Source organism: Pedobacter sp. AW31-3R (genome assembly GCF_052180285.1).
Taxonomy (GTDB): Bacteria; Bacteroidota; Bacteroidia; order Sphingobacteriales; family Sphingobacteriaceae; genus Pedobacter.
The window spans coordinates 2,535,149-2,557,992 of the sequence record NZ_CP197475.1; the positions used below are offsets into that span (position 1 = coordinate 2,535,149).

General features: G+C 42.3%; 18 protein-coding genes. 5 read left to right on the forward strand and 13 right to left on the reverse strand.

Translation table 11 applies throughout. The features are described from left to right. Positions 1–34: 34 nt before the first annotated feature. The gene (locus tag ACSBL2_RS10415; RefSeq protein WP_442591628.1) at positions 35–1,099 is read right to left on the reverse strand and encodes a ligase-associated DNA damage response exonuclease; all 1,065 of its coding nucleotides are present in this window, start codon (positions 1,097–1,099) and stop codon (positions 35–37) included. Positions 1,100–1,278: 179 nt separating this feature from the next. On the opposite strand from ACSBL2_RS10415, the gene ACSBL2_RS10420 reads away from it, so the two are divergent. From ACSBL2_RS10420 to ACSBL2_RS10435, 4 genes are all read left to right on the forward strand, one after another. Further along, positions 1,279–1,803 (forward strand): hypothetical protein, encoded by a 525-nt coding sequence (locus ACSBL2_RS10420; RefSeq protein ID WP_442591629.1) that lies wholly within the window; start codon positions 1,279–1,281, stop codon positions 1,801–1,803. Positions 1,804–1,807: 4 nt separating this feature from the next. Then, entirely contained in the window at positions 1,808–2,023 is a 216-nt protein-coding gene (locus ACSBL2_RS10425; RefSeq protein WP_442591630.1) for a hypothetical protein, read from the forward strand. 301 nt (positions 2,024–2,324) lie between these two features. Beyond that, a complete protein-coding gene (locus ACSBL2_RS10430) occupies positions 2,325–4,136 on the forward strand; it encodes a glycoside hydrolase family 15 protein (protein WP_442591631.1) in 1,812 nt (603 codons plus the stop codon). A 319-nt stretch (positions 4,137–4,455) separates the two neighbouring features. Then, on the forward strand, positions 4,456–5,232 hold the full coding sequence (locus ACSBL2_RS10435; RefSeq protein ID WP_442591632.1) for an SDR family NAD(P)-dependent oxidoreductase: 777 nt from the start codon (positions 4,456–4,458) through the stop codon (positions 5,230–5,232). 25 nt (positions 5,233–5,257) lie between these two features. Here ACSBL2_RS10435 and ACSBL2_RS10440 read toward each other — a convergent pair whose 3' ends face one another. The 3 genes from ACSBL2_RS10440 to ACSBL2_RS10450 all read right to left on the reverse strand — a co-directional run bounded on the left by ACSBL2_RS10440 (position 5,258) and on the right by ACSBL2_RS10450 (position 7,988). Next, a complete protein-coding gene (locus ACSBL2_RS10440; protein WP_442591633.1) occupies positions 5,258–5,857 on the reverse strand; it encodes a YceI family protein in 600 nt (199 codons plus the stop codon). Positions 5,858–5,996: 139 nt separating this feature from the next. Beyond that, positions 5,997–7,343, reverse strand: a complete 1,347-nt coding sequence (locus ACSBL2_RS10445; RefSeq protein WP_442591634.1) for a hypothetical protein — start codon at positions 7,341–7,343, stop codon at positions 5,997–5,999. Between the two features lie 42 nt (positions 7,344–7,385). Then, positions 7,386–7,988: a YceI family protein gene (locus tag ACSBL2_RS10450; RefSeq protein ID WP_442591635.1), complete on the reverse strand. Its 603-nt coding sequence runs from the start codon at positions 7,986–7,988 to the stop codon at positions 7,386–7,388. 391 nt (positions 7,989–8,379) lie between these two features. Between ACSBL2_RS10450 and ACSBL2_RS10455 the strand changes: the two genes are divergently transcribed. Continuing rightward, positions 8,380–9,915 carry an IS1182 family transposase gene (locus ACSBL2_RS10455; RefSeq protein WP_442591544.1) on the forward strand — a complete coding sequence of 512 codons (1,536 nt, stop codon included), beginning with the start codon at positions 8,380–8,382 and terminating at the stop codon, positions 9,913–9,915. A gap of 254 nt (positions 9,916–10,169) precedes the next feature. On the opposite strand, the gene ACSBL2_RS10460 is transcribed toward ACSBL2_RS10455, so the two are convergent. The 9 genes from ACSBL2_RS10460 to ACSBL2_RS10500 all read right to left on the reverse strand — a co-directional run bounded on the left by ACSBL2_RS10460 (position 10,170) and on the right by ACSBL2_RS10500 (position 22,806). Beyond that, complete coding sequence (locus ACSBL2_RS10460; protein WP_442591636.1) at positions 10,170–11,537, reverse strand: DUF3526 domain-containing protein; 1,368 nt, start codon at positions 11,535–11,537, stop codon at positions 10,170–10,172. A 9-nt stretch (positions 11,538–11,546) separates the two neighbouring features. Further along, a complete protein-coding gene (locus tag ACSBL2_RS10465) occupies positions 11,547–12,989 on the reverse strand; it encodes a DUF3526 domain-containing protein (protein ID WP_442591637.1) in 1,443 nt (480 codons plus the stop codon). 13 nt (positions 12,990–13,002) lie between these two features. Further along, positions 13,003–15,522: a TonB-dependent siderophore receptor gene (locus ACSBL2_RS10470; protein WP_442591638.1), complete on the reverse strand. Its 2,520-nt coding sequence runs from the start codon at positions 15,520–15,522 to the stop codon at positions 13,003–13,005. A 14-nt stretch (positions 15,523–15,536) separates the two neighbouring features. Beyond that, positions 15,537–16,232, reverse strand: coding sequence for an ABC transporter ATP-binding protein (locus ACSBL2_RS10475; protein ID WP_442591639.1), 696 nt, complete (start codon positions 16,230–16,232; stop codon positions 15,537–15,539). Positions 16,233–16,319: 87 nt separating this feature from the next. Further along, on the reverse strand, positions 16,320–16,736 hold the full coding sequence (locus ACSBL2_RS10480) for a hypothetical protein (protein ID WP_442591640.1): 417 nt from the start codon (positions 16,734–16,736) through the stop codon (positions 16,320–16,322). A 232-nt stretch (positions 16,737–16,968) separates the two neighbouring features. Beyond that, positions 16,969–19,146, reverse strand: coding sequence for a S9 family peptidase (locus ACSBL2_RS10485; protein WP_442591641.1), 2,178 nt, complete (start codon positions 19,144–19,146; stop codon positions 16,969–16,971). A gap of 151 nt (positions 19,147–19,297) precedes the next feature. Then, complete coding sequence (locus tag ACSBL2_RS10490; RefSeq protein ID WP_442591642.1) at positions 19,298–21,166, reverse strand: LTA synthase family protein; 1,869 nt, start codon at positions 21,164–21,166, stop codon at positions 19,298–19,300. Positions 21,167–21,231: 65 nt separating this feature from the next. Continuing rightward, positions 21,232–21,906: a DUF4412 domain-containing protein gene (locus ACSBL2_RS10495; protein ID WP_442591643.1), complete on the reverse strand. Its 675-nt coding sequence runs from the start codon at positions 21,904–21,906 to the stop codon at positions 21,232–21,234. Between the two features lie 120 nt (positions 21,907–22,026). After that, positions 22,027–22,806, reverse strand: a complete 780-nt coding sequence (locus ACSBL2_RS10500; protein WP_442591644.1) for an enoyl-CoA hydratase/isomerase family protein — start codon at positions 22,804–22,806, stop codon at positions 22,027–22,029. Positions 22,807–22,844 lie beyond the last annotated feature (38 nt).

Genomic DNA, 22,844 nt, shown 5'->3' on the forward strand with positions numbered 1-22,844 from the left:
GTTTATTTTAACCCTTGTTCATTTTAACCCTGATTTATTCTGTTGTGGCAATGTCTTGTTGTGGCGATGGTCCGTTAGCTGTTGCTGTATTTTCTTCCAGCTCTTTTTTCTCCTCTTCTTCTTCATTGCCATACCGGGTAACGACTTCTTCTGAGGCGATACCGATTTCATTAAGGTATTTGGAGAAAGTAGAGACAAAACCATGGGTTACATATACTTTTTCTGCTGTTGTTGCTTTGATAGCCGATAATAAACCGGGCCAGTCGGCATGGTCACTCAAGGCAAAACCGGCATCCGCAGAACGCCAGCGTCTGCTCGCCCTTACCTGCATCCATCCTGAGCATACGCCGGTAGCAGCACTTTGCAGATTTTTAATCCACCTTCCATCGGCAAGCGCTGGCGGGACAATAACGATGCCCTGCTGCAGTTCTTCTTTTTTTATTTCGGGGGTGATACGAATAGTTTTCGGCAAATCCACTCCCGCCTGAATGAAACGCTCATTAAGATTGGCTATGGAGTTATGGACATAGATATGGTGGTCTGCTGCAAGGTTTTTAATGAGCCGTTGTGCTTTACCCAGACTGTAGGCCACCAGCACACTGGTTTTTTGTTTGTCATGATTATCGGCAATCCAGTTTTTTATTTCGTCGAAGACCAGCTGCTGCGGCTTCCATTTATAAATAGGTAAACCGAAGGTACTTTCCGATACAAAGGAATGGCACTTCACAGGTTCAAAGGCAGTGCTGATGCCATCATATTCTACCTTGTAATCGCCCGAAACCACGCAGATTTCACCTTTATATTCCAGCCTGATTTGAGAAGAACCAATGACGTGTCCAGCAGGAAAAAGGCTGACTTTTACGCCATTAATGCTGATTTCCTTGTTGTAAGGCAAGGTTTCGATATGAAGATCATGACCGAGACGCTGTTCTAATATAGGTTTGGTCAACTCATGGCACAGGTATGCCTTGTTGCCCCATTTTACATGGTCGGCATGTCCGTGGGTGGTGACAGCGAGGTCCACAGGTTTCCATGGGTCAATATAAAAGTTGCCCTGTTTACAGTAAATTCCTTTGTTGGTGAATGAAATTAATGCCATTGAGAGCTACAACAGTTCCTGAGTAAATAAAGTTTGGTTTTGCAGGATTTGTCTGGTCATTAATTTGATGAGCGCATAATTAAGGGTGAATATCTCAAATAAAATACATCGTGTAATTAATTTAATTTTTAGGTTAAATATATTTGAGTATTTGGATTTAAATTAGTTATTTTAGTGTCGTGGGGATAGCTGAAGATGAGCATTTGGAAATCGAGATTGATAAACTGACGAATAGTATAGTTGATACGATTACCGGGGAAAGTTTTGAAACTGAGGTCAATGAATTGAGTAAGGAAGACATTAAATCCATCTGTAAAAAGAATGGTTGGTTATTTAACTGGAAAGAGGAGTACAAACGTAAAGATGCAAAAATTTATAAGTTAACAATTCTTGCGCGCAATGACATACAAGGACTTGTCAGCCTATCGGATATGGGTGACCATATGTTTCTAAATTTAGCTGAAAGTGCTCCTTTCAACCGTAATAAAAAAAGGCTATATCAGGGGGTAGGTGGTAATTTATTCGCATTTTGTTGCAAGCAATCGTTTGATACTGGAAATGATGGGATAATTGCATTTGTAGCTAAAACAAAACTTATACAGCACTATCAGGAGACACTTGGCGCTGAAGTAATAAATGGAAACAAAATGGCTATTTTTCCAGAAAAGGCATTAATTTTGATTAATCATTATTTTAACAAGTAAGATTATGGGATATATAAAAGAACCCAAGGGCATAGATTTTATTGTAGCACCGAGTGTCCTAACAGCCGATGACAGAACGGAAATAAGTGAGTGTATAGCTAAATATAAAAAAGGCAAATCTAAAATTGCAGTTTTGGCTGAACCAAAATATAATATGAAGCTGGAAAAATCAACCGGAGATATAAAGAATACTACTGTTTCCAAGGGAAAGAAAGAATAAGCCGTTGCAACATAAATCATTACCTGATTTTTCAAATCGTCTGAAGAAGAATTATATATCAAAAGAAGTGAGTTATCCTGACTTAGTTCTCTGAGAGTTTTGCCGAATATTCTATATATAATGGGCTCTATGTATTGGGGCATTTCCTTCGATATAGTATGTTAAAATATTTTCATAAAATCCATGTAAAGGTGTATTCGCAGTAGAAATTGAGCGTGTGGATGGGGTGTAGCTAAAATATTTGTCTTTCAAAACCTCAAGGATAAAACCAATTCAGTGTTTCTTGGTTTTAAAAGGTAATATGACGAAATCAGCACCTTACTTACCTATTGAAGATTACGGGATTATTGGAAATATGAAAACGGTGGCCCTTATCTCTCTGGAAGGGTCGATAGATTTCATGTGTTTTCCTGATTTTGATTCACCAACCATCTTCGCCAGTCTGCTGGACCATAAAAAGGGTGGGAGTTTCTCCATTACGCCGCAATTCAAATCCCATAAAACGAAACAGCTGTATATTCCAGGTACGGCAGTATTGTTAACCCGTTTCTTTTCAGACGAAGGTATTGCAGAGTTAACGGACTACATGCCGGTTAAAGGGATGGCAGAAAACAGCATTTGTGCGATTGTAAGAAAAATAAAAACCATCCGAGGAAAGGTCACCTATAAAATTAACTGCAGGCCACGATTTGATTATGGCATGGCAGAACATGATACATATAAAGAAGGAAAAAATGAGCTGAATTTTCTGGCCATCAATGACGGGGATGCGGTAGTGCGGTTGATCGCCGATTTTCCACTAAAATTCAAGGAAAAAGATGGCTATGCAGAGGTCACTATACCACAGGGTGAAGAAGGATATATCGTATTGGAGTCTGTAAAAAAAGATGACAACAGTAAACTGCAGGACATTGATTTCTATAAAACCAGTACCTACCATGAAACGGTCGACTATTGGAAAAAGTGGATCAGTAAATCCACTTACAAAGGAAGGTGGAATGAGCTGATCTTACGCTCGGCCATTACCTTAAAGCTGCTTACTTCTGCATCACATGGTTCCATGGTCGCTGCTCCGACATTCAGTATCCCTGAATCACTGGAAGGGAACCGGAACTGGGATTATCGTTTCACCTGGATCAGGGATGCTGCATTTACAATGTATGCCTTTTTACGACTAGGTTTTTCTGAAGAAGCCGCTAAATTCCTGCACTGGATTCATGAACGTTCAGGAGATGAGATGCTGCACCTGATGTATTCCATAGACGGGTCATTGGCTTTAGAAGAAAAAGAACTTGAACATCTGGAAGGTTATCTTCAGACTGCTCCGGTGCTTATTGGCAATGGAGCGAGGGATCAGCACCAACTTGACATCTATGGTGAGCTGATCGACACGATCTATATCTATAATAAGAACCACTCTAAAATCAATTATGAACTGTGGCAGACTATCCAGAAACATATCCTTTGTGTGGTAGAAGGCTGGGAGAAGCCGGATCATGGGATCTGGGAATTCAGAAATGGAAAAAAACACTTTCTTCATACCCGTTTAATGTGTTGGGTAGCGATGGACAGGGCGATAAAGATTGCTACCGACCGGTCTTTTCCCTATCCTGAACAGGAATGGAAAAAAGTAAGGGACCTCATCTATACTGATATTTATGAAAATTTCTGGAATGAGAAAATCGGTGCCTGGGTACAATATAAGGGAGCAAATGAGGTTGATGCTTCAGCTTTGCTGATGCCGCTGACCCATTTTATAACTCCCGATGAACCCAGATGGTTATCAACGCTCCAGGTTATCGAAGAAACGCTGAGTACAGATGTTCTCATCTACAGGTACGACAACAGTAAAAATCAGGATGGGTTAAAAGGAGAGGAAGGAACATTCAATATGTGCTCTTTCTGGTTTATTGAAGCACTGGCAAAAAATAAGGAAACAGATAAGGCATTGGAATATTTCGAGAAAATGACCGGTTATGCCAACCATCTTGGACTATTCAGTGAACAGATCGGGAAAAGAGGGGAACATCTTGGAAACTTTCCCCAGGCATTTACGCATCTGGCTTTAATCAGTGCCGCCCTTGAACTCGATAAACAACTGGATAGGGTATGAGGTTTTTAGGCCGTAAAAGGTAGCTTGAAGGCAAAAAACACAATAAAAAAACAAACATATACTAATGAAACCATCATAAGCCTACCGATAATAAACAACAATGAATAGCTTATGATCGCTTCATCACCTTTAAAATCAATTATATACTAATGAAACCATCATAAGCCTACCGCTAATAAACAACAATGAATAGCTTATGATCTCTTCATCACCTTTAAAATCAATTATATACTAATGAAACCATCATAAGCCTACCGCTAATAAACAACAATGAATAGCTTATGATCTCTTCATCACCTTTAAAATCAATTATATACTAATGAAAAAACTTGAAAACAAAACTGCTCTCGTCACAGGATCTGACTCTGGAATTGGACGTGCAATCGCCATTGAGTTTGCCAGAAATGGGGCAAATGTTATTGTATGTTACTATAGTGATAAAGAAGGTGCAGAAGAAGCCCTGAAGGAAGTATCCCAGTTTGGCACCAAAACCAAGGTAATCCGGCTGGATGTCAGTGATGAAAAAGATGTAGAAAAGAAAATGGAGCAGCTGATCACTGAATTCTCCGGCCTGGATATCCTGGTGAACAATTCAGGTGTCAACGGATCTGGCATTCCTGTAGATGAAATGGAAACGGAAGTCTTCGATAAAACCATTAAAACCAATTTATACGGAACTTTTTTCTGCAGCAGGAAATTTGTGCAGCACCGGAAATCGCTGAAGAAACCGGGAAAAATCATCAATATCTCCTCCATTCATGAAGAGGTCAATGCACCGGGAAATGCAGATTACAATGCATCGAAAGCGGGAATAAGGAATTTCATGCGTACCCTGGCACTGGAAGTTGCTGCGCATGGGATTAATGTCAATAATATTGCTCCGGGAATGATCCTTACCCCAATGAACCAGAAGGCTGTAGATGATCCGAAGGCCTTAAAAAAGGCAGAAAAAAATATTCCTATGGGCAGGGCAGGTCGTCCCGAAGAAATTGCCTGGCTGGCTGTTTTTCTGGCTTCTGAAGAAGCGGACTATGTAACGGGCAGTACGTATGAAATGGACGGAGGTTTAATGATCAATCTGGGGCAGGGGGCATAGTATTTCACCCTTTCCTACAGTTATATCAATTGATCACTTTAAGTTTCAGGCTGAATTCCACCTTTAACTCATCTTTTGTTCTGATCATGCCACCGGCTTTTTTAGGAGGGGAAAGGTTAAAATCGGTGAAGTTCACATTTTGGGTGCCGATTAAGGTCAGGGATTTACCATTGCCGGAAATTACTTTGTAGTTCACGTCAAATTTTTTGGTTACACCTGCAAGGGAAATATTGACTGTACCATTGATCTGCTCAGGCTGTCCATCAAAATCAGGGTATTTGCTGAGGCTGACGAATTTGATCACCAGTTTTGGAAAAGCTTCTGCTTTCAGGGTTTTGCGTAAATCTTTGGTGATCATTGAGTTCTCGCAGTCAAAATTCTGTACGTCCAGTGCGACTGCGCCGGTCACTTTTACAGGAGCGGAAGCATTGGTATTGGCGAAGCTGAGGGTATCCGGATTGGAATAATTCAGGATGGTACAATTGAATTGGTTGATATTGGTTTTTCCGGCAACTTTTAAGGAACAGCCACTGCTGATCACCCATTTGGTATTGGGTTTAGGCGTAAAGCCTGAAACAAGAACCAGCATGATAAATAAGAAGAGAAGTTTTTGTGAAGTTTTCATCGTTATATTATTTATCTGGTGAATGGATAACGCAGTATCAGTAGATTAACGTCTTTTCTGTCTTAAACCTTATGGGATTTTACCGGTTAAAAATAAAAGGCTGAATAAATCAGCCCTTTATTCTTGGAAAAGTGTGGGTCTAGAAACCTACAACAGCGTGAATAACATATCCGTGGAATTTACCACCATTCAATAAGGTGTTCGTTGGATAGTCTTTGTATTTTTGGTTAACGTATTCACCTTTTAATAAGATGTTTTTAGTAAGAAACCAACCACCGGCTAATTCATAACGGTTAAGGTTAACATCTTCATTATAAGTAATTGCGGCAGTAGTAGCAGTTGCAGCTACGTTCGCTAATCTTGCGCTTACAGTGTTGTAACGTGCACCGATGAACAGGTTCTCATTCAGTTTGTTACCAATGGTAAATCTGTAGATACCTTCAATTGCATATTGTTCTGCTTTCCTTGTAGAAATTTCGTTTTTATTTCTACCTTTTGATTGCTCATAAGTAGCAAATACTTCGAAACCTTTCACTTTGGCAAATCCGTTTACCATAGCTGCATTTACATTTTTAGTGAAGCCTGGGTTAAAACGGCCTGAAGTTGCGTTAGCAGCATAAGTACCTGTTACAGGTTCCATTGGCATGTAGTAGTTGGAACCTGTACGGTCACCACTATACAAAGAGTTGCCTGAAGAACTTGCCTGGTTGTAGAATGATCCGGATAAACGTAATCTCACATCAGGATTCACTTGTTTATCCACACCTGCTTTGAAGTACAGGGAAGGGTTTTTGTGAATGTTACCATCCTGAGGTGTGGCAACCAGGCTGTCAATATAACCTCTTACAGTACCGTTACCTACGCCGACCATTCCGAAGAATGCACCTTTTCTCACATATACCTCACCACCAATCTCAGTATTGAAAGCATCCATGATATAGTTTTCAATGAATGGGTTGTAAATTGCGTTACCACCATCAGTTCTGCGGAAGTGCTGATCACCATAGTTGATCTCAGTGTGTCCGATCTGGATAGTTACATATTTCATGATCTCATCCCAGAACTCTCCTTCAAACGGAAGTTTGTTAAATTGGATATAACCACCTTTTACCCAGGTCTCATTGTGGTGACGTGCAGCTAAATAGCTGGTCAGGTTCATTCTGATACCTTCACCCAATTGAATATCCATGTACAGGTTAGCATTTGCGGTATTGAATCCCGGAGAGATTTTGTATAAACCACCGTTGGTATTAGAGTGTTTCAGGTTCTGGAAACCTTGTACGAAACCTGCACCCCAGTTAATTTTGATTTTATCGAATGGTTTGTTTACACTGTCTTTAGGAGCTTCAAAGACGTTAATTCCTGATTTATCATAAGCGCGGATACTTCCCAATTCAGTAGCATTCTGTGCATGAACCAGAGCGGGAGTTGACATTAAAAGTGCCACACCGGCTACTTTTAATAAGTTTGAAATTTGAGTTTTCATTTGTTTGGTCTTATTCGTAAAAATTTATATCATTTAGTTGTTTTAGCCTTTTAATTTCAGCTGGATGTCTATAGTCAGATCATCAGTTACTTTCATGGCTCCAAGCATAAATGAAGGGGCTTTTAGTTTAAACTGGCTAAATTTGATTTTCTGAGTTCCTTTAATGCTGATTACGCCTCCGCTTACAGTATAAGTCGATACAATGGTCACCGGTACAGTATTGCCAGCGATGGTTAAATTACCTGTAGCTTTGATTGTTTTGCCTGATACAGCTGCATCGGTTAATTTGAAATTGATGGTTTTGAATTTCTCTGCTTCCAATGCTTTGTAAGCTCTTGAGTCAAGCGACTTGTCTTTACTTTTTAAAGTCGTTACTGTGATAGATGCAGCCAGTGCAGAAATATCTGAGATCTGATCGCCTTTAACAACTATACTTGCATCGCAGTTTACAGTTTTTGAAGTCATCGTCCAGTCGTGGATGTTGGATGATCCGTTTACTGTGATCTGGCTTCCTTCTGCTTCATGGTAGGCAGTCTGTGCCATTACATTTTTACTGGTTGCACTAATCCCTAATATGATAAGAACTGTTAAAATACGGGTTAAGTAAGCTGGTGTTTTTCGAGTGTTTGTGCTTAAACGTTTCATAACTTTTGAATTTTTATCGTTGTTTTGATACCTCAAATGTAGGGTAGGTTAAACTGCTGTACCGTGATCTGAAACGTGGAAAAAAGTGATCTTCGGCACTAAATTTTTATGGAATAGCCCTTTGCAGCCTTTAAACGCAATTACGGTGTATCGAAGGACATTTTTTTTGTCTGGCAAAAAACAAAAAGGGAAAAAATAAAATGATTTTTTGAAGAAAATGTCTCAGCTGACCTTTGCTAAAACGAAAAAAGAGGCTGTATCATAAATCATGATCAGCCTCTTTTTTTATTTATAGCTTCTGTCTCTGCTTATTTTTTATAACATTTTTTCGCAGCGCTATTGACTCAATTATTTGATTTTCATATATTTAATGTATTAAAACACACTAGATATGGCAATCAGAGAACCCGTATTTAAGCCCTATAACCAACAGCAGATTCTTGCCATCCCGCCCACTCTTGATGAATTAATTCCTGATTCCCATCCTGTTAGAGTTGTAAATGAGGTGATTAATAAGATTAGTATAGAACCTCTTCTAAAAGCCTACCACATTAAAGGCAGTTCCAGCTATCATCCCCAACTTTTGCTTAAAGTTCTGGTTTATGGTTATCTCACCAATATCTATTCGAGCCGTAAGCTGGCTGCCGCTTGCCGTGAAAGCATCTACTTTATGTGGCTGAGCTCCATGAGCTACCCAGATCACAATACCATCAACCGTTTCCGGGGTGTACGCCTGAAACATGCCCTTCGCAGTGTATTTGAGGATGTGGTAAAACTACTTGCCGCTGAAGGCTTATTAAGCATTGAGGAAATCAATACCGACGGGACTAAGATCGAAGCCAGTGCCAACAAGTACACTTTTGTCTGGAAGAAATCCATTCAGACCAATAAGGAAAAAATGAAAAAGCAGCTGACCCACATTTGGGAATATGCGCAACAGGTGGCCAGTGATGAAGACAAGATGCCTGAGCCGCCTGATTTTAAACAGATTGATAGTGAGAAGGTAAAGCAAGCTGTAGAGCAGCTGAATGAAAAGCTTGCCGGGCGGAAAGATATAGACAAGAAAGTGAAGGATAAGCTAAATTATGTAACTAAAAATTATCCGCAGAATATAGCCAGATATGAAGCTCAGGAGGCTATTTTGGGCGAGAGAAACAGTTATAGCAAGACAGATACAGATGCTACTTTCATGCGGATGAAAGAAGACCACATGAAAAACGGACAGCTGAAGCCCGGCTATAATGTACAGATATCTACCTCTAACCAGTTTATCGTCAATTACACGATACATCCCAACCCAACCGACACGACTACCCTGAAGATCCACCTGGAACAACACGTAAGCAGCTTTGGAAAAGCACCAAAGAAACTTACAGCAGATGCAGGCTATGGTTCTGAGGAAAACTACCAACTGCTGGAAGATCAGAAAGTTGAGGCTTTTGTGAAATATGGCATGTTCGATAAACAGCAGAAGGGTAAGTACAACAGCAAATCTCCTTTTGGGGCAGACAAGCTTTTTTATAACCAGCAGCAGGATTGTTATATCTGCCCAATGGGCCAGCAAATGCTGTCAATCGGGTCTTACACAAAAAAGACGACAACAGGCTTTAAGCAAACCCTTAAAAGATACCAGGCAAGGAATTGTGAAAACTGTCCTATGAGAGCAGTTTGCCATAAATCAAAAGAGAACCGCATCATTGAAATCAATGAAAACCTGAACAGGCTTAAGCAAAACGCATTCGAAAAGCTGAACAGCGAAGAAGGAATACAGCGGCGAAAGAAACGATGTTATGATGTAGAACCTGTCTTCGGAAATATCAAACAGAACCACGGGTTCCGCCGCTTTAGGCTCCGTGGAAAGGAAAAAGTGGCCATCGAATGGGGCTTACTCGCAATTGCACAAAATATCAGAAAAAAAGCAGCCTAAAAGAGCTGTTTCATTGACCTTTTTCAAAATCAGATGACTAAAATGCAAATGAACGCGTTGGTGTCCAGAGATGGTACAAAACTTATTAAAATAAAAAAGGCTGCATCATCTAATTTGATACAGCCTCTCCTGAGTGCAATGAAACCATCATAAGATTACCGCTTACAAACCGTAATGAATAAGCTTATGATCACTTCATCACCTTTAAAAGGCAATTATATTCTGATGAAATAGACAGTGTGAAATCATGGCGATTACAATAAGCTTGTTTTTCTCCTGAAGTTGTACAGGCCGCATCCCCACAGTGCCAGTGCAATGATGGTTATGGATAAGATATGCTGTACGACGGTAGCTGTTGTATAACTGCTGTAATGTTCAGGATGGAATTGCTTCCAGTCTATGCTTTCTGCTGTTCCCCCGCTAAAAATGACCGGATAAAACTGTAAGCGTAACTTTTCATGGTAGATACTGACGGCACGCTGAAAGTCGAGTTGATTTTGCAGGTCAGAACCCGCAAGACTATTTAAACCAAGTTGTGCCTGAATTCCTGGTAACAATAAGGTGCTTATTTGTGTGAAATTCTGGCGCTGATGTAGTTTTTCAGCCATTCTGTCCGAGCTGGCTCCCGCTTCATCGTCCCCCATCTGCTGCATGGCATAGTACCAGTACCAGCTGAAAGTGAGATCAGCCGGAAAAGGGTATTTTTTGAACTGCGGATAGTGTGCGTAAAACTTGTCCATAGTAACGCTTTTATCAAGGTCCCATTTTTCATGGTATCCTTCCCGTTGTTTCACAACGTTCTCCAGGGCTTCAGGAACCGGGTATTGCTGCGTGAGCCATACATTTAACAGGGCAGGAGAAATGATATTCAGCACTACCCAGAAAGCAATCAGGCTGACTGCATTGTGGTTCGAGGACTTGCCCCTTGAAATTACCCAAAAGGATAGGCTGAACCAGAATAGCAGATATAAACTGATCAGCAAGCCTACCAGGAAAAAGCGCAGGTCTAAGGCGAGCTGGAGATAAATCACGGCACTACCCAGCAACACCAGCAGCACACCGAAGATAATGACGATCCTGATAACCAGCTTGCGCCATATGATTTGCACAGGAACCGGCGATTGCGACCTGACCAGTCCCCATACACCCGATTCCTGTTCTGCGGAAAGGAGGTTATAGGTAAATGCGATGATGACGAGTGGAAACAGGAAAACGATGACAAAGGCCATGTCCATGTTCCCCAGCAGTAAGGTAGTTGGGTTGTTCAGGTCGGTATCATAACGCTGCCCTTCCAGGCCAAGGATGGTTACGGATAGGAGATAGGGGTTGATATCCCGCTGGCCATTCGCAAAAGCGGCCCAGTTATCCGGAGTATTCGCAATAATGAATTTGTTATAAAAAAGGAGCAGTCCCAGGTCTTTGCCATGGTACTTCAGATTTTTAGCGATATGCTGTTCCTGAAGCTTTCCTGCCTTTTCAATGACTATCCGTTGCTCCGCTATAAATTCTTTGCCAAAATACAATCCTCCGGCACCGCTGAGGAGCAGGATCAGGATCCCGACCCAGGCAGCCTTACTTCTGAAGAAGATATTAAATTCTAATTGATATATATTTTTAATCATGATTGCTGTTTATAAGGTTTTAATCCATCTGGATGAGATTGCCAATGCCGCCACGACTACCGCAAACCAGCACAATAAAGAAAGCATCGTGCTCATCTGTCCGGCAATAACCCAACTCACCGGTTTAAATACATACTGGAAATCCGGCTGTTCCGCCCAGTGGGTATGACTGATGCTGGCTGCTTTTTCCTTCTCCCCATGCTTTTTGTTGCTTATTTTTTCAATCTGTAGCTGGTTCATGTGCTGGGCAAGCTGGTAACGGTAGGCTTCCGCCTGCTGCTGAAAATCCATATAGGTATTGAAGTCGGATGCCGTCAGTGCCATCGATAGGTTTTTTATCGCGAGAAAGGGATTGAAATAACCTGCGGCAACAGCAAAGCTATTCTGGGCTTCATATATTTTATTCAGTTCGCCCTGGTGCTGATTATAGATGCCTGCAGAAATCCGTTCTCCTTCTGCCATCACATAACCGCCGTAATTGAAAGGGAGTTTTTGCACCTCATCTACCTTATACTTTTTCAGTACATCGGCTTTGAATTGAGCATAATGCGGATCGTCAGGATTATGGCTGTCGCCCTGCTTTTGTAAATCTGACGCAATTGCCGCTGTAAATTCAATCTTTGAAGGGGAGGGGTAAACCTTCACTCCAATGGCCTGGGTAATTCTCGGCATCACGATAGTGAACACTACCCATAAAACAAGGAGTGTGGTCAATGCCGCTTTAGAGGATTGATGAAAGGCGGAAACCAGGACAGCGATACCGGAACAAATAATAAAGTAGACCGCATACGCGCTGATCAACAAGCATAGCCGGATCGCGGCATCTGCCGATACCTGCCAGTTGCTTAAGGCCGCCCAAAGGACAATGGTCAGGAGGATGACGGGGATAAACAGGCTGAAGCTGACACCAATGATGCCCAGGACCTTGCCGGAAAGCAGCTCCCGCCAGCTGACTCCCTGACACAACAGGATCTTTAATGTGCCTGCTTCCCGTTCTGCGGAGATACTGTTGTACCCCAGAAAGAAAATCAGCAGGGGCACCAGTAATTGCAGCACCATGGCTACACTCATTTCTCCGAACCGCAGCATGCCATTGGAAAATCCTGCCTCAGAGAAATTTACGGTGTTCTGCTTATGTGCTTCAAGGAAAATGGAAACGCCGGCAAAACTTTCTATACCAAAATCAAAAAAACTAAGTTCATGTTTGTCCCTGAAAGCCAGGTAACCATAGTGCGCCATCCTATGGGGGTGTTTATCCGGTTTGGAAAGCCATTTTTGTCGGACAATTTCCTTGTATTTTAAACGCTGTGCCTGCTGGATATTGAAATTCTGCCAGCCAATTAAGGTCGCCACACCCAATGCCAGACCAAGAATGATGGTGAGTATTAAAGTGGCCCTGTTTTGAAAGGCCGTTTTCCAGGTCCTGCAGGATATTATAAATAGTGTCTTCATGGTTATCAATTGATCAGAACCTATAGGTTACATTAAACATTACATTTCTGGGCGTGCCGGGAAATAAGCGAAGGTAATTTTGTGCACCCACCCAGTAGGTCTTGTTAAAAACATTGTTGACGTTCATCGCCAGCTGTACTTTTGTTTTTGCAGGCGAGTAGTATATTGCGGCATCTGCAATGGTGTAGGCAGGCAGAGTGAAATTTCTGATATATAAAGGCAGCTTATCCCCACTATACTGTACTCCTGCACCAAAACCTATACCTTTAAATAACCTGTTTTCCCGGAGGTCATACCTGGTCCATATGCTGCCGCTATGTTTCGGTGTATTCTGAACGCGGCTGCCAATTAAGGCCGCATCGTTGTCCTGTATCACCACCGCATCAACATAACTGTAGCCCAGGTTGAATTGCCATTGCGGAAGGATAAAACCTGAAGCCTCGAGCTCTATACCCCTGCTTCTCTGCGCCCCGCGTTCTACCAGCAGGTTCACGTCTACCGGATCGTTTGCATTCAGCAACAGGTTTTTCTGGTTGATCTCGAAAAGGGAGAAGCTAACCATCAGGGTACGGTTGAGCCATTCCGATTTTGCACCGATCTCCTTTAAATCACTTTCCAGGGGTTTGTAGTTGGTGCCGGCCGGTGGAGGTACAATGACAAGGTTGGAGGTGTTGCCCTGTGGCTGGTAACCTTCCAGGTAGGTACCATAAACATTGATGTTAGGGCTAAGGGCATAGGTCATTCCTAATCTGGGCAGCAGCTTCTGGCGGGAAATTTTTTTCTCGCTGAGCTGCTTGTAATTGCTGTAGTCTTCATACCATTCCTGTCTGAGCCCCAGGGTTAACCCTAGTTTACCGTAGCTGAGCTGGTCCTGGAGGTATACCGCATTCACAAGGGAGTAGGCAGGTGGGATTTCAGTTTTGCTGAATACATAATCGCTTAAGTTGCGGATGGTATAGCTGGGCGTAGCCAGGTTAAAGTGATCTACGTTGGGTACCGGCGCTGTGATGCCGTTGACTGTACTGAAAAGGTAAAGGTCTTTTTTAGCAGGATCATATCTGGATGCGATGGTGCCATCTTTTAAACGATAGCCCGCAGCACTGTTTTCTCCGCCACCTCGTTGTTTCCGGGTGGTGATTAAATCGTAACCCGCAACTATCTTATGTTTGACCGGACCAGTTTTGGCATTGATGCTGAAATAAGTACTCAGGTTATCGGTATCCCATTTTTGCTGACGCTGTACCGCACGCATTGCAGCAAGGGTTGGAATGGCAAGGTTGTTTTCCTCTACCCCGAAGGCATTTGTGGTACGGTGCTCCAGCAGATCTTCTGTCCATGCCTGTTTCATATAGGCCACATTGAATACAATGTCTTTAGTCAATGCATGGGACAGGTTGCTCATGAGCATTAGATCCTGGCTGATGAAGTAATCGTTACTGCCACCCATGTTAAAGCTTATTGGCGTGCTGTTTAAATCCGTTTTCCCTGCAATGGCACCGAATATGGCCTGTCCACGGTCTAACCTGGACTTGCTGTTGTTCATCACCAGCTCTACATTGATACTGGTCTTGTCATTGGGTACATAAGAGAATGAAGGGGAGATCAGGTACGCTTTTTTGTACTGCAGGTCTCTGAAGCTTTTGCTGTCCTCATAACCCACATTCAGGCGATACAACAAGGTTTTCTCCTCATTCAAGGGGCCCGTGAAATCCAGTGCCGCCCGCATGGTGCTGAAGCTGCCCGTGGTGATGCTGATTTGTTTCCTGTCTTCCGTCAGCGGCTTTTTAGTGACCATATTGATACTCCCGCCGGGGTCTACACTGGAAAATGTAGCACTCGCAGGGCCTTTGATCACTTCCACCCGTTCCAGATTGTTCGTGAGTGGCTGGTTGAAGAAGTATTGGTGTGTCCGCATCCCGTTGATAATCGCACCTTCCTGATTCTGGTTGATACCGCGGATGGCAAACTGGTTGTAGAAACTGCTCTGTGATACCCCTGCCACATTTTTTACCGCATCGACCAGTGTGGCGGCCTGTCTGTCGTTGATTAATTCCTTAGAGACCGTAGAAATCGACTGCGGTATATCTTTATTCAAGGCAGCGGTCTTGGTGGCCGAAAAAGAATAATCACTGAAGTATTTTTTTGCTTTTGTCCCCACAATTTCCACTGTCTGAAGTTCTTCGTTGGTAGCGGACAGGACAATCGTATCAAGCTTCAGGTCGGCATTGCTCTGCACAGGCAGTTCCTGGTGGTAGGGGAGGTAACCAATTGCACTTATGGTCAGGGTGTAGGTTCCAGTTTTTGGCAGCAGCAGCTGAAACCTGCCTGAGGAGTCGCTGGAAGTATTCAGTACATCCCTGCCATTTTTCAACCTGACCGTTGCATTTTTTAAGGGATTGTATTTCCCGGAGCTCACATGTCCACTTACTTTCGTTTGTCCGTAAGCATGGAAGGTAAAAAACAACACCACAGCCAGCGTGGAGGTCAATTTAAATAAGGTGTTTTTATATGGCCTTGTAGCGTATAATTTCATTGCGGAGCGCGCTGTTAAATCGTTTGTAAGTATAATTTCTGAAGATCGACAGCATTGATATCGCTCGCATTCAGGGTATGGATCAATTTACCCTTACGCATGATGCCAATATGGGTACCTACATTTACTGCATTAAAAATATCATGCGTCGCCATCAGGACAGATTTACCCTGTTCACCAAGATTTTTCACCAGCGCGGTGAATTCGTCGGTTGCCTTAGGGTCAAGTCCGCTGGTCGGCTCATCCATCAATATCGCATCTGCATTTTTTGCCAGTGCAATAGCGATACCTACTTTTTGCCGCATCCCCTTGCTAAACCCGGCCAGGTGTTTCTGATGGGCCTCGGCCTGTAGTCCGCATTGTAAAAGGAAAACGATGAGACGCGGTGTATCGTAACTGAACCCAGCCAGGCGACTAAAATAATCCAGGTTTTCTATGGCAGAAAGGTTACCGTATAACATCACCACTTCGGGGATATAGGCCAGATGTTTACGGGTATCTGCTGCGCCTGGCTTAACTTCCGAATGGTTAATCATCACTTTTCCGGAGGTCGCGGCAATGAATCCGAGAAATAAATTGATCGTGGTGGTTTTGCCCGCACCATTTTGTCCTAACAGACAAAATACTTCTCCGGGTTTCACTTGCAGGTTAAGATCATCCAGTGCCACATGGCCCTGGTAATGCTTTGATAAGGATATTGCTTGAAGCATAAAAAAAATTACAATATAGGAATGCGCAACCGGCAGGAAGCGTTGAATTTCAAATAAATACGGGGAAATACGGTGGGCAGCTGCGGATTAGCAGTGCTGACCGAAAATTGCAGGTGGCCCTTTATTGGCACATTGCAATATAAAACCGCTGCTTGATTGTACATGAAAAAGAGATGTTTCCTTTTTGATCAGCGGATGGATCAGGATAGCCATGTCAACTTGAGCAATATAAAAATGTACAGATCTATGTTTCATCATTTCACATAGCTTGCATTTTTCTACAGAAGAAGAGAAGGTTTTCTCGCGATTGTTTTTGAGATCATGACCAACCGTATGGTTTATCTGGCTAATCGTCTGAATAAATTCCTGGCTTTCATGGTGATGAAAGATTTCAATTAGCGATACACTTAGGAAAAGCAGCAACAGCAGCAGGGCTCCAATGCTTTGGGATAATTTCCCTAGGGGGGATAACAATTGCGCTTGCTTTTGCTGTTGAATCTTCATCAATGCAACAAAGTTACAAGAATTATATGAATACCGAAGTTTAATTCAGTTTTAGCTTTCATCCCATACCAGAAAGAGGCTATATCATTAAATCATGATTAGCCTCTTTCTGGTTGTTTTTACTCGTACCCCTGACTGGAGCATTTTCAACTATTCAATTCTTAGAGGCTCAGTTTCATGAATGATACGGCCTCTTTCTGGTATGGTGTCGTCCGGTAGGCCGACTCCAGATTTATTTTCCTCCTGCAGGACAAAACTGTTGCAGGAACCTGGTGTAAGTAAGCGCGAGATGTTCTCTTGTTCCTTCTCCTTCACTGATGCTGTGCGTACGGTTAGGGTATGACATCAGCTGGAACACTTTTTTGTTTTTAATCAATTCATCAATCAGCATTTCTGCATTCTGGTAATGAACATTGTCGTCACCTGTACCATGGATATACAATAAATTACCTTGCAGATTTTTAGCATAAGTAATAGGTGAACCTTTAATGTAAACCTCTTTCGTGGTTAGCGGAGGTCCCATATAACGTTCCTGATAAATATTATCATACGTAAGCTGATTGCCCACGGCAGCTATAGCGATACCTGTCTTATAAATCTCAGGATACTGGAACATAAGATTCAGGGTAGACGATCCGCCACCGCTCCAGCCCCAAACGGCAACCCTGTCTTTATCTACAAAAGGCCATTTGATGATTTGTTTGGCAGCATCTGCCTGATCTTTGATGTTCAGTAAACCGATATTCTTATAAATGCTCTTGCGGAATTCACGGCCTTTCGGTGCAGGTGCTCCACGGTTTTCAATAGAAATATAGATATATCCGTCTTTAGCCATATCTCCGGCATATAAACGGTTGTTTCCAGTGCCATAGGTATCGGTTACGGTCTGGCTGGCAGGTTCACCATACACATAAAACACAACCGGATATTTTTTTGTCTGGTCAAAGTTGTCTGGTTTCTTCATCCAGCCATCCAGCTCAGTACCATCTTCGGTCTTCACTTTGAAAAACTCAATTTTATTTTTCGGCGGCTGTATTCTGGCGAGCTGGTTGGTGATACTTCCTTCCATCGTAAAAGGATTCCCTGAAGTCATTCTCATCCATTCCGTAAGAGGTCTTACATTCACGCTGGTATACATGTGGATGGCATACAATCCATTGGGAGAAATATCATAACTATGGGTTCCCGGTAAAATAGAAGGGGTCACCATTTCTAATTTACCCTTACCATCAAGCTTTGTTTTATACAGGTAACGTTGTGTCGCATTTGTGGGGGAAGCCATAAAATAAAAAGTATTGTTCTTTTCATCCACCAGACTGCTCTCGATCACATCATAGTTTCCTTTGGTAATCAAAGTTTGTTTTTTACCATCCTTACTGATTCTGTAGGTATGTTTCCATCCGTCTTTCTCACTTACCCACATAAACTCCTTTCCATTATTGATCCACTGCCATGGGCTGGCGGCATCAATCCATGCCTTATCCGTTTCGGTATAGATGTTTTTTACTTCGGCCGATTTGGTATTGGCCACGAAGATCCTGCTGGTATTTTGTTCCCTGTTCAGCTGTTGTAAAATGATATCGCTGGTATTGGGTACCCAGTCCATCCTTGGGATATAATGCTGGATATTGTCTCCTGGTACCTGTACCCAGTTGGTCTGTGCAGTATTGATATCAACCACACCAATTTTACAGGCTGAAGGATTCTCACCAACTTTTGGATATTCTACAGGAATGGTAAAAGGGTAAATTGAATCTGTGTTATTGATCATCAGGAAGTTTTTAATCTTCCTGGCATCCAGTTGCCAGTAGGCAATAGAAGCACCATCAGGACTCCAGCGAAATCCGTCACGGCAGTCAAACTCTTCCTCGTACACCCAGTCGAAAGTACCATTGATCAGGCGGTCGGTACCATCCGTAGTCAGTGCCTTACCATTTGCTCCGTTAATATCTTCTACATACAGGTTATGGCCGCTCACATAGGCAACCTTTGTGGCATCTGGAGAGAATTTGGCAAACATCAGGGATGATGCCGGTTTATCTTTCCCAATCTGTGTCAGGGTATTAGCGGTCAGGTCAGCCACCCAGTAATCGCCACGGGTTTCGTAACGCCATACTTTCTTGCTATTCGTATAAATCAGTGCTTTGGTTCCATCCGGAGAAAGTACAAAGTCTTTAATCGCCAGTGGCTGGTAAGCTCCTTTTGGCGTAAGCAGGTTACGGCCAATCAGCGTTTTCTGTTCATTCTTCGGGAGGGTAATTATTGTAATCTCCCCATTGGCAGTTAAATAATATCCATTGCCATCCTTTGTCCAGTTGACCTCTCCACGATTCTGGGCATAGGTGGCGGGACAAAAGCTATAAATAAATACAGCAAGGGTCAATTTAAATAATAGGTTTTTAGGTTTCATTTGTCGTATTTAAGTTTTTCAGAAATATGTTTGGGTTGGTTTTGGTTTTTTTGTCTTTTCCTAAGGCTTAATTCGTTCTTTTAAGAGATAAGATGGTCAATAAACTGCTTTTCCGGCCTAATATAGCGATAATGCTTGTTTTTTAGAAGGATTACAAGCCAATAAAATGCTGGTGAACCGATTGTAAGTACGCTTTTCCGTTCCTGCTAAGTGTATCTGAATACTTTACATCCTTTGGCTGATCATTATATAATACCATTTTTCCAATATTATCAAATGTAACACATTGTTTGTGATCTATAAAACCCATTCCATTGTCCCAGCTAAACCACGCGAAGGCTTTGGTATAGGGGTTCAATAAGTTCTTGCTCCAGATAAAAGGTTTCGCATCCATATCCAGCTGGTGCAGCAGGGTAGAGGCAATATCAATCTGGCTGCCTACCTGGTCAAATCGTTTTCCTTTATACTCCTCTTTAATGACATCCCCAAAAAACAGCAATGGGATATGATAACGTTGGGGAACATACACTTCCTGACGGATTTTCGGGAGAATATGCCCATGGTCGGCCACAAAAATGAAGAGTGTATTTTTATACCAGGGTTGTTTTTTTGCTTCCATCAAAAAGGAATTCAGGCAGGAGTCTGTATAAAAGGCCGTACTCTTAAATTTTTCGACGTTGTCTTTATTCCCGAATTTAGGCTTTCCGGGTACTTCAAAAGGCTCGTGATTGGTAAGGGTCATCTGTGTTGAAAAGAAAGGCTCTTTTGTCTTGTTCAGTTCCTGTAGCTGCCTGTTAAACACTACACCGTCATAGGCTCCCCATTTGGAGTTCATGTCTTTGCTGGCAAAGCTGTTTTTATCCACCAGCAGCTGATAGTCGTGGCTCATAATAAATACCTTATAATTCTCGAATTCTGATTCCCCTCCGTAGAAAAAAGAGGTCTGGTATCCGTTTTTTGCAAAAGTCTGGGAAATGGCAGGAATCTTTTCCAGTTTCTCCGGCCATTTCACAATGTTCTCTGCCGCTATGCTGGGGAAACCTGCCAGGGTACCAATGATTCCCTTATCGGTACGGTTCCCTGTTGAATAAATATTGCTGAATAATATCCCTTCTTTCATCATCCTGTCCAAGTTAGGGGTAATCCCGTCTTCATTTCCCAGGGTTTTGGTCAGGTCGGCCGTAAAACTTTCCATGATGATCACGACAACATTCGGCCGTTTGGTTTTAAGGACCAGGGTTGTAGAATCTTTTTCAACGGCATACAGGTCCTTCACGATTTTTTCGGCCTCATCATTCGGGAAATACAAATCCGGATTGTTGCTGGAACGTTTATTGGCGAGGATGCTGGAAACCAATCCCCATTCCGTATTGACGGCAGCATGATTTAAAATAGGTACATCGCAGTAATAGGCCATACTCTGGTTATTTGGGGAAACCCCCAGTCCACCACGGATCATCAGGAAATTAACACCTACCAGCAATACCGCAAAGAATAATTTCAGGAGTACAGGGGAGGGGCGGAGTTCAATATTTTTTAAGGTCAGCCATTTATTCAGCGCAAGTCCCGCACAGATTAAAACAGCTAAAACGGAAAGACTAAGAAAAACAGGAGAGGAGGCACTGGAGGCAATAGCTTCATTGGGTGAAGTAATGGCAAAACCCAATGCCTTGGCATTGATCTTACTTCCCCATTCCCGGTAAATGTTAAAGTTGGCAACACCCAGGATGCTGAAAATTACCACCAATACCTTATTATAAACGCTGATCCATGAAAACGGAACTTTCTTTTTTAGGGGAATGAAAAAGAAAAACAGGAAGAACAAAATAGGGGCTACAGCCATATAGGCAACCATCGATAAATCCAGGCGCAGACTGTAATAACAGGAGGCAAGGATCTCCGTTGCAGAACTGTTTTTCAGCTGTTCCAGGTTGATCCCTATAAATATAAGCCTGTCCAGCAGAAAGAATAACAACCACAATACAAAAAATCGGGCAAAAAAAATCAGGGCTTTTAACATTGCGGCAAAATTAATGAAAAGCTGCGAATTAAAAACTCCTGATTTTGTAAAAATAGTTTCGTATGCTACTGACCGCCGCCCATTGACCTTAAGGCTTCCATCGTTGTCATTTCATAAGCTGAAGGTACGGTCAGGGATATTGGACCTACCTTTTCTTCTTTTAGCTCTTTCAGCGTCAGCGTTGTTTTTACGCCGTTCTGTACCGTGGTATATTTTACGGGTGTTGCATTAAGTTCCTTAAACTGTTGCCCGATAATGCCTTCAGGCAATATCAAGTCTTTCGTTGCCCACAGTTCAAGAGCGGCACCTTTATCATCTTTATAAGTGTATTTTTCTGTTTCATAGGTGCCTATTTTTTGTTTCTCTCCCGTAGCTTTGAAATCGCTTAGTTTAGGTGTTGGCCCCATGGTTTGCTCATTGTCTTCTTTGGTCGTTTTAACGGCATACTGTTTCTGCATGACAGGGATATCAACGAGTACCAGGCCTTCTTTTGAAATCCCATCTGATATAATGGTAATGGTTGCAGGTCCCTGGGACATCCCGATTTTTAACAGGTTACCGTTGAATTTTAATTTGGTTTCCGAAGGAAGCTGCCCTTCCAGTGAAGATTGTTCCGGGCTCAGTTCATAGGCCATTCCATAAGTAAGCGTTCCTTCTGTAACCTTTTTTTGAGCATAGGCAATCACTGCACTGGTCATGAGTATTGCTGCGATAACAGTAGTTTTAATAGATTTTATCATGTTTTCTGTTTTTTAGTATCAATTAATAGTAACTCTTGTAAATAGTTTGTCTAGTATGTAATAATTCTTTGATAGGATAATGCTTTGATAGGATAGGTCCTGGGTATGGTATTGATCCGCTTACCAGTTAATTTTCTCTTTGTTAATAAATGAAGCGATTCCCCGCTTGAAATCATCGCTTTCTCTCACCCTTGCATTGATCTGTACCGCGAGCTCAAGACTTTTATCCAATAAAGGATTTGTTGTTTGTCCGATGAGCTGTTTCGTTACCATTAACGCATTTCCTGATGCTCCATTGCATAAGTCCATTGCAAATTCCCATACCTTCTGACTGATTTCTTCCTTGTTTGTTACATAGGTAATCAAATTATAGGCTAATGCCTGTTCTGCAGGGAACAATTCTCCGGTAAGGAGAAGTTTTTTCGCTATGGTTTCCCCAGTCTTGCGCATCAGGAAGCAGGATACAATGGCAGGGACAAAACCCAGTTTAACTTCGGTATAGCCAAAGTTTGCCTCCGGAACAGCAAAGCTGATGTCACATACTGTCGCCAGGCCACATCCTCCGGCAATGGCATGACCCTCAATCTGTGCGATCACTACTTTTGGAAGGTAGTAAATAGTAGTAAATAAGGTTTTCAGGTTTTCACTGTCTGCTACATTCTCTTCATGTGTATTGTATTGCAACTGCTGGAGGTAAGCCAGGTCTGCACCGGCACTGAACGTATTCCCTGTAGCCTTTAAGATGATCACTTTTACCTCTTCATCGTCAGATGCACGCAGTAAACTCTCGGTGAGTGATTTGACGAGTTCAGGATTTAGCGCATTCCGCTTTTCTGGACGATTGATAGCTATGGTGGCTATCCGGTCTTTAACGCTGTATAAAACCAATTCTGTTGTCATAAAGAGTGACTGTTTAAGTTTAGTGGAGGGGAATATAA

Coding starts and splice junctions, on each gene's coding strand:
- ACSBL2_RS10415 (WP_442591628.1), bottom strand. CDS start 1,099: ATGGCATTAATTTCATTCACCAACAAAGGAATTTACTGTAAACAGGGC.
- ACSBL2_RS10425 (WP_442591630.1), top strand. CDS start 1,808: ATGGGATATATAAAAGAACCCAAGGGCATAGATTTTATTGTAGCACCG.
- ACSBL2_RS10430 (WP_442591631.1), top strand. CDS start 2,325: ATGACGAAATCAGCACCTTACTTACCTATTGAAGATTACGGGATTATT.
- ACSBL2_RS10435 (WP_442591632.1), top strand. CDS start 4,456: ATGAAAAAACTTGAAAACAAAACTGCTCTCGTCACAGGATCTGACTCT.
- ACSBL2_RS10440 (WP_442591633.1), bottom strand. CDS start 5,857: ATGAAAACTTCACAAAAACTTCTCTTCTTATTTATCATGCTGGTTCTT.
- ACSBL2_RS10445 (WP_442591634.1), bottom strand. CDS start 7,343: ATGAAAACTCAAATTTCAAACTTATTAAAAGTAGCCGGTGTGGCACTT.
- ACSBL2_RS10450 (WP_442591635.1), bottom strand. CDS start 7,988: ATGAAACGTTTAAGCACAAACACTCGAAAAACACCAGCTTACTTAACC.
- ACSBL2_RS10455 (WP_442591544.1), top strand. CDS start 8,380: ATGGCAATCAGAGAACCCGTATTTAAGCCCTATAACCAACAGCAGATT.
- ACSBL2_RS10460 (WP_442591636.1), bottom strand. CDS start 11,537: ATGATTAAAAATATATATCAATTAGAATTTAATATCTTCTTCAGAAGT.
- ACSBL2_RS10465 (WP_442591637.1), bottom strand. CDS start 12,989: ATGAAGACACTATTTATAATATCCTGCAGGACCTGGAAAACGGCCTTT.
- ACSBL2_RS10470 (WP_442591638.1), bottom strand. CDS start 15,522: ATGAAATTATACGCTACAAGGCCATATAAAAACACCTTATTTAAATTG.
- ACSBL2_RS10475 (WP_442591639.1), bottom strand. CDS start 16,232: ATGCTTCAAGCAATATCCTTATCAAAGCATTACCAGGGCCATGTGGCA.
- ACSBL2_RS10480 (WP_442591640.1), bottom strand. CDS start 16,736: ATGAAGATTCAACAGCAAAAGCAAGCGCAATTGTTATCCCCCCTAGGG.
- ACSBL2_RS10485 (WP_442591641.1), bottom strand. CDS start 19,146: ATGAAACCTAAAAACCTATTATTTAAATTGACCCTTGCTGTATTTATT.
- ACSBL2_RS10490 (WP_442591642.1), bottom strand. CDS start 21,166: ATGTTAAAAGCCCTGATTTTTTTTGCCCGATTTTTTGTATTGTGGTTG.
- ACSBL2_RS10495 (WP_442591643.1), bottom strand. CDS start 21,906: ATGATAAAATCTATTAAAACTACTGTTATCGCAGCAATACTCATGACC.
- ACSBL2_RS10500 (WP_442591644.1), bottom strand. CDS start 22,806: ATGACAACAGAATTGGTTTTATACAGCGTTAAAGACCGGATAGCCACC.